This is a genomic window from Paratractidigestivibacter sp. (genome assembly GCF_052362415.1).
In the GTDB taxonomy this organism is placed as follows: Bacteria; Actinomycetota; Coriobacteriia; order Coriobacteriales; family Atopobiaceae; genus Paratractidigestivibacter.
In genome coordinates this window covers 3,542-9,618 of sequence record NZ_DAWEMK010000050.1, presented here as the reverse complement: position 1 = coordinate 9,618, position 6,077 = coordinate 3,542, and the positions used below count along the sequence as shown (strand labels likewise).

The 6,077-nt window shown below is 65.4% G+C and carries 5 protein-coding genes and 2 tRNA genes; 1 reads left to right on the top strand and 6 read right to left on the bottom strand.

Annotation, left to right across the window (positions count from 1 at the left end; genetic code table 11):
• The 4 genes from ACT84W_RS06405 to ACT84W_RS06390 form a co-directional block, all read right to left on the bottom strand.
• A partial coding sequence (locus tag ACT84W_RS06405; RefSeq protein ID WP_444328604.1) for a carbamoyl-phosphate synthase domain-containing protein occupies nt 1-484 on the bottom strand: 484 nt, incomplete at its 3' end.
• A gap of 397 nt (nt 485-881) precedes the next feature.
• A complete protein-coding gene (gdhA, locus tag ACT84W_RS06400) occupies nt 882-2,237 on the bottom strand; it encodes an NADP-specific glutamate dehydrogenase (protein ID WP_432290476.1) in 1,356 nt (451 codons plus the stop codon).
• 215 nt (nt 2,238-2,452) lie between these two features.
• Nucleotides 2,453-2,526, bottom strand: a tRNA-Gly gene (locus tag ACT84W_RS06395).
• A 6-nt stretch (nt 2,527-2,532) separates the two neighbouring features.
• A tRNA-Pro gene (locus ACT84W_RS06390) sits at nt 2,533-2,609 on the bottom strand.
• A gap of 111 nt (nt 2,610-2,720) precedes the next feature.
• On the opposite strand from ACT84W_RS06390, the gene ACT84W_RS06385 reads away from it, so the two are divergent.
• Nucleotides 2,721-3,647, top strand: a complete 927-nt coding sequence (locus ACT84W_RS06385; protein WP_444328603.1) for a diacylglycerol/lipid kinase family protein — start codon at nt 2,721-2,723, stop codon at nt 3,645-3,647.
• Between the two features lie 140 nt (nt 3,648-3,787).
• Here the strand turns inward: ACT84W_RS06385 and ptsP are convergent, their stop codons facing one another.
• On the bottom strand, nt 3,788-5,491 hold the full coding sequence (gene ptsP, locus ACT84W_RS06380; RefSeq protein ID WP_444328602.1) for a phosphoenolpyruvate--protein phosphotransferase: 1,704 nt from the start codon (nt 5,489-5,491) through the stop codon (nt 3,788-3,790).
• An 86-nt stretch (nt 5,492-5,577) separates the two neighbouring features.
• The coding region (locus ACT84W_RS06375; protein WP_444328601.1) for a PfkB family carbohydrate kinase at nt 5,578-6,077 on the bottom strand (500 nt) is incomplete at its 5' end.

Below are 6,077 nucleotides of genomic sequence, written 5' to 3'. Positions count from 1 at the left end.
CGGCGATGGGAGCCGACGCCTTGACGCGCGCGACGAGGCTCGCGGGGTCGAGGTCGACAGTCGAGATCGCCGCCTTCATCGCGCCGCCCTCGCGGATGCGCAAGGTGAGAGCGCGAGTGTCCACGTCCTCGATGGCGACGACGCCGCGCTCGGCGAGGAAGTCGGGAAGCGACTTGACGGACTGCCAGTTGCTCGGCTCATAGCACATGTCGTGCACGATGAGGCCGGCGAGGTGCAGATCGGCGGCCTGCATGTCCTTCTCGTTGATGCCGTAGTTGCCGATCTGCGGATAGGTCAGGGTGACGATCTGGCCCGCATAGGACGGGTCCGAGACGATCTCCTGGTACCCGATCATCGAGGTGTTGAACACCACCTCGCCGAAGGTCTCGCCGCTGGCGCCCGCCGAGCGCCCAAAGAAGTAACTGCCGTCCTCTAGCGCCAGTAGCGCCTGGGGATGCCTGCCGCCGTCGACCAAGAGGTTCAACGCAACACCGTCCTTTCCGTGCGCGCCCATAGGGCCCGCGCGGGCACAAAAAACGGAGCTGGCCGAATGTGGGCATGACTCCGAGAAGGCTCGCGCGAATACGTTGTGGACGCCTTTTCGGTCTCTCGTACCGTCTTAAAGGTCTGATGGACAGTATATCCGCCGCGACGACCGAAACCGTCGCGATTCGCCGACTTAACACACAAGAAACCGCAGGTAGATGCTGCAATTTAGTGTGGTGAGCTTACAGATAGTTAGTGTGGCGCGCTAACAGATTGTAAGAAACCCGTGCACCGTGGCGCTTATGGAGCCGAGCGGCGGCGCGAGAAGAAAAAAGACCCCGGCCGAAGCCGGGGTCCCAAGTCGGGCTCTTTAGCCCAATGATACGGATGCCCGCTTAGCAGACTCCCTGGGCGAGCATGGCGTCGGCGACCTTCTCGAAGCCGGCGATGTTGGCGCCCATGACGAAGTTGCCCTCGTGGCCGTACTTCTTTGCGGTGTCGTCCACGTTGTGGAACATGCCGCGCATGAGCTGCTCGAGCTTGCCGTCGACCTCCTCGAAGGTCCAGCTGAGGTGCTCGGCGTTCTGGCTCATCTCGAGGCCAGAGACGAGCACGCCGCCGGCGTTCGCGGCCTTGCCGGGCATGAAGGCGACGCCGTTGTCCTGGAAGTACTCGGTCGCGTCGATAGTGGTCGGCATGTTCGCGCCCTCGCCGACGACCTTGCAGCCGTTGGCCACGAGCGCCTTGGCGTCCTCGAGGAGCAGGGTGTTCTCGCGGGCGCACGGAAGCGCGATGTCGCAGGGGAGCTGCCAGCAGCCGCGGCCCTCGCCCTCGTGCCAGGTGGCGTTGGGCTTCTCGTCGACGTAGAGGGCGAGCGTGACGCCCTTGTCGTGGCCGGAGCGCTTCTTGTTGTAGATGCCCTCGAGGACCTTGTAGTCGATGCCGTCGGGATCCTCGACCCAGCCGTGGGTGTCGGAGCAGGCGAGCACCTTGCCGCCGAGCTGGGAGACCTTCTGGATGGCGTAGATGGCGACGTTGCCGGAGCCGTGGACGACGACGTTCTTGCCCTCGAAAGACTCGCCCTTGGACTTCAGGTACTCGTCGACGAAGTAGGCCAGGCCGTAGCCGGTTGCCTCGGTGCGGGCGAGCGAGCCGCCGAAGCTGAGGCCCTTGCCCGTGAGGACGCCAGTCCACTCGTTGCGGATGCGCTTGTACTGGCCGAACATGTACGCGACCTCACGGCCGCCGACGCCGAGGTCGCCGGCGGGGACGTCGGTGTTCGGGCCGATGTGGCGGCAGAGCTCGGTCATGAAGGACTGGCAGAAGTGCATGATCTCGTTGTTGGACTTGCCCTTGGGGTCGAAGTCGGAGCCGCCCTTGCCGCCGCCCATGGGTAGGGTGGTGAGGGAGTTCTTCAGGATCTGCTCGAGGCCGAGGAACTTGAGCATGCCAAGGGTCACGGTCGGGTTGAAGCGCAGGCCACCCTTGTAGGGCCCGATGGCGGAGTTGAACTCGACGCGGTAGCCGCGGTTGACCTGGACCTTGCCGGAGTCGTCGACCCAGGGCACGCGGAACATGATGACGCGCTCGGGCTCGACGAGGCGCTCGAGGATGGCGGCCTCCTCGTACTCGGGGTGCGCGTCGAGGGCGGGCTGCAGCGTGCCGAGGATCTCGGTCGCGGCCTGCAGGAACTCCTTCTGCTCGGGGTAGCGCTCCTTGAGCGTGGCCAGGACGTTGTCGCAATACGACATATCGACTCCTATCGTCGGTTCGGCTCGGCGGGCGCCGGGCCTTATTTCCAACACGATAGGTTACGAGCGTTGCGTTCCGCGCAAAGCTACGGTCCTAAAGCCGTAACGTTTTCGGTCGCTCGCCGAAACATTGCGTACATACAGGGAGCTCAGACGCGCGTTGCATAACAACAAAGCAGGCCATGGACTCAAAATCCATGGCCTGCCGATTTGTTTGGAGCGGGTGACGGGAGTCGAACCCGCGTCATCAGCTTGGAAGGCTGAGGTTCTACCGTTGAACCACACCCGCAAATGTTGGTCGGGGCGACTGGATTCGAACCAGCGACCCTCTGCTCCCAAAGCAGATGCGCTACCAAACTGCGCCACGCCCCGGAACCGAGGAATCACTATACGCGAGATGCGCCCCTCAGGCAAGCGCATCGCGTAGAATGCCCATAACGAGCGGCGCCCCAGTCGCGCCGCGAACGGACCGAAAGGCGCCCCATGTCCCGCTCCCCTCTTGGTAAGACCCTCGTCATCGCGAACCCAGCCGCGCACAGCGGCGCGGGCGAGAAGGGCGCGAGGTTCGCCGAGGACTTCCTGCGGAGTTACGCCGCGGCCACCAAAGGCTTCGAGGTCGTGCGCACCTCGGCTTCGGGCGACGCCGTGGGGATCGCCGAGTGCGCGGGCGCCTTCGACAGCGTGGTGGCGCTCGGCGGCGACGGAGTGATCCACGAAGTGGTCAACGGCTTGATGCGCGTTCCCGAGGATGCCCGCCCGAAGCTCGGCGTCATCCCCATGGGCTCGGGAAACGACTTCGCGCGCACCCTCGGGATGAAGAGAAACGACGCGGAGGGCGCGCTCGCACAGCTCGTGCGAGGACATGCGCGCAGCTGCGAGGTCGGCCGCGTGAACGGAGTCCACTTCATGCAGACGCTCTCGTTCGGGCTGGACGCCGCCATCGCGCTCGATACGACGAAAAAGAGGGCCGAGGGAACGGCACAGGAAGGTGAGGAGCTCTTTGTGCGCTCTGCGCTGCGCATCCTCTCGGGCACGAAGAGCGGGTACAGGGTCTCGGCCGCGTTCGACGGCGAGCCTGCGGCCGAGCTCTCGACCGTCGTGTTCGCCGTGCAGGTGGGGCCCACCTATGGAGGAGGCTTCAGGATCTGCCCAGACGCAGACCCCGCAGACGGCCTTCTGGACGTCTGCTACAACGTGAAACTCCCGGGCACGCCGCGGATCCTCGGCCTCCTTGGCCTCGCGCGCTTCGGGGCGCATACGGGGTCGAGCGTCGTCGAGCTGCGGCGCATTCGCCATGCGGAGCTTCGCTTCGATGAGGAGCCGCCCTGCCAGGTCGACGGCGAGGAGCTCTGCGGGCGCGAGTTCACCGTGGACGTCGTCCCCGCCGCGCTCAAGGTTATCTTTCCGTAGGTGAGCGTAAGCGAGCTCATACCCTGAGCGCATGCCGCCGCGAAACCCATTCGGGCCCCAGCGATGCTCCGGTGCTTCCGAACAAAAACGCGCCTCAGGCCGTATGACCTGAGGCGCGTTGATCGCTACGCGAGCAGGAACTACTTCGCGGCGGCCTGGAGCATGGCCTTGACCTCGGTCGCGGTCTTGAGCTTCATGACCTTCTCGACGAGGGCGTCGGCCTCCTCCTTCGTCCACTCGGAGATGATGCGACGCGTGCGCAGGATCGACGGGGCGCTGACGGAGAACTCGCCCAGGCCGAAAGACAGCAGCACGGGGATCAGCAGCGGGTCGGCCGCGGCCTCGCCGCACATGCCGACCATGATGCCGGCCTTATTGCCCTCCTCGATGATGCGCTTGAGGGAGCGCAGGACGGCGGGCTGGTAGACCTCGTAAAGGTACGCGACCTTGTCGTTGCCGCGGTCGGCGCACATGGTGTAGCCGATGAGGTCGTTCGTGCCGATGGAGAAGAAGTCGCACTCGGCGGCGAGGTCGTCGGCGATGAGGGAGGCCGCGGGGGTCTCGATCATGGTACCGACCTCGATATCCTTGTTATAGGAGACGCCGCGGGCGTCGAGCTCGGCCATGCACTCCTTGACGAGCTCCTTGACCTGGCGAATCTCGTCGATGTTGGTCACCAGCGGGACCATGATCTTGATGTCGCCGAAGGCGGAGGCGCGCAAGAGGGCGGTGAGCTGGACCTTGTACTGGTCCGGGTTGTTCAGGCAGTAGCGGACCGCGCGGTAACCCATGAAGGGGTTGTCTTCCTTGGTGAGGTGGAGATACGGGATCTCCTTGTCGCCGCCCACGTCGAGGGTGCGGATGATGACCGGCTGGTCCTTCATGCGCAGGGCGACCTTCTGGTACGCGGCGAACTGCTCGTCCTCGGACGGGAGCTCCTTGGCGTCCATAAAGAGGAACTCGGAGCGGAAGAGGCCGACGCCCTCGGCATCGTGCTCGGCGGCGACGTTGGCGTCGTCGGGGTTGCCGATGTTGGCGACGAGAAGCTTCTTCTGCCCTTCGGCGGTGACGGTCTCCTTGCCGCGGTAGGCCTCGAGGGCGACCTTCTCCTCGGCGTACTGCTTGGCCTTGGCGCGGTAGTGCTCGAGGTCATGGTCGCCGGGCTTGACGATGACCTTGCCGTTGGTGCCGTCGACGACGACCATGTCGCCGGTCTTGATGGCGGAGGTGGCGTCGGCGACCGAGAGGACGGCCGGGATCTCGAGGGCACGGGCGATGATCGCGGAGTGGGAGGTGCGGCCTCCGGTCTCGGTGACGATGGCGGCGACGTTCTCCTTGTCGATGTCGGCGGTCATGGAAGGCGTGAGCTCGCGCACGACGACGATGGAGTTCTCGGGGAGCGTGGAGAGGTCCACGAGCTCCTGGCCGAGCAGGTCGGCGAGAAGGCCCGTCTTGACGTCGGCGACGTCGGCGGCGCGCTCGCGGAACAGCTCGTCCTCCATGTTGGAGAACATGTTGTAGTACATGTCGTACGCCTCAGAGACGGCCTGCTCGGCGCACATGCCGCTCTCAATGGAGCCGTTGACCATCTCCTTGATGCCGTCGTCCTCGGCGAACTCGATGTGAGCGCCCATGATCGCGGCGGCCTCGGGGCCGACGGTGGCGGTCATGCGCTCGATCTGGGCATTGGTCTGCTCGATGAACTTGGCGACGGCGGCCTTGTAGCGCTCCTCCTCGGCCTTGGCGTCCTCGGGCGCGTGAGGCGTGAAGCTCAGGTCGGGCTCAACGGCGACGCGCGCGACGCCGATGCCGATGCCGTCAGATGCATTTACTCCCTCGTACATTTAGTCCCCCTACGTTTTGGCCGCTCGTGCGGCCTCTTCCCTTATATGCTCGCGCCGGGGCCGCGCGGCCCCGGCGCACATGAGCCTTAGTTTCCGCCCGCGATGCCCTTGGCGGCGTCGAACTGCTTGGCCGCCTCCTGCTGCTTGTCGACGACGGCTTGAGCGGCGGCCGCGTCCTTGGCGTTCTGCATGTCATTGGCGATGATGCCGGGGATGGCGCGTCCCATCTTCTTGTAGAGCGCGGTCACGACGCGGTTGATCTTGTTGCGGTGCGCGATGCCCTTGGAGGCCGCGGTGGCGGTGCCGCAGGCAGAGGCGAAGACAAGAGCGGTGTCGTAGTCGGCGCCGCGGGTGACCATCGAGAGGAAGCCGCCGACCATCGAGTCGCCGGCGCCCGTCGCGTTGACGAGGCGGATGCGGGCGGTCGGGACGATGTGCTCGGCCCCGTTCTCGTCGAGCAGCAGCGAGCCGTGGCCGCCGCACGAGATGATGACGTTGCGGGCGCCCTCGTCCTGGAGCTTGTGCGCGTAGGGCATGCACTCCTCGGGGCTCTCGATGTTGACGCCGTAGATGCGCCCGACCTCGT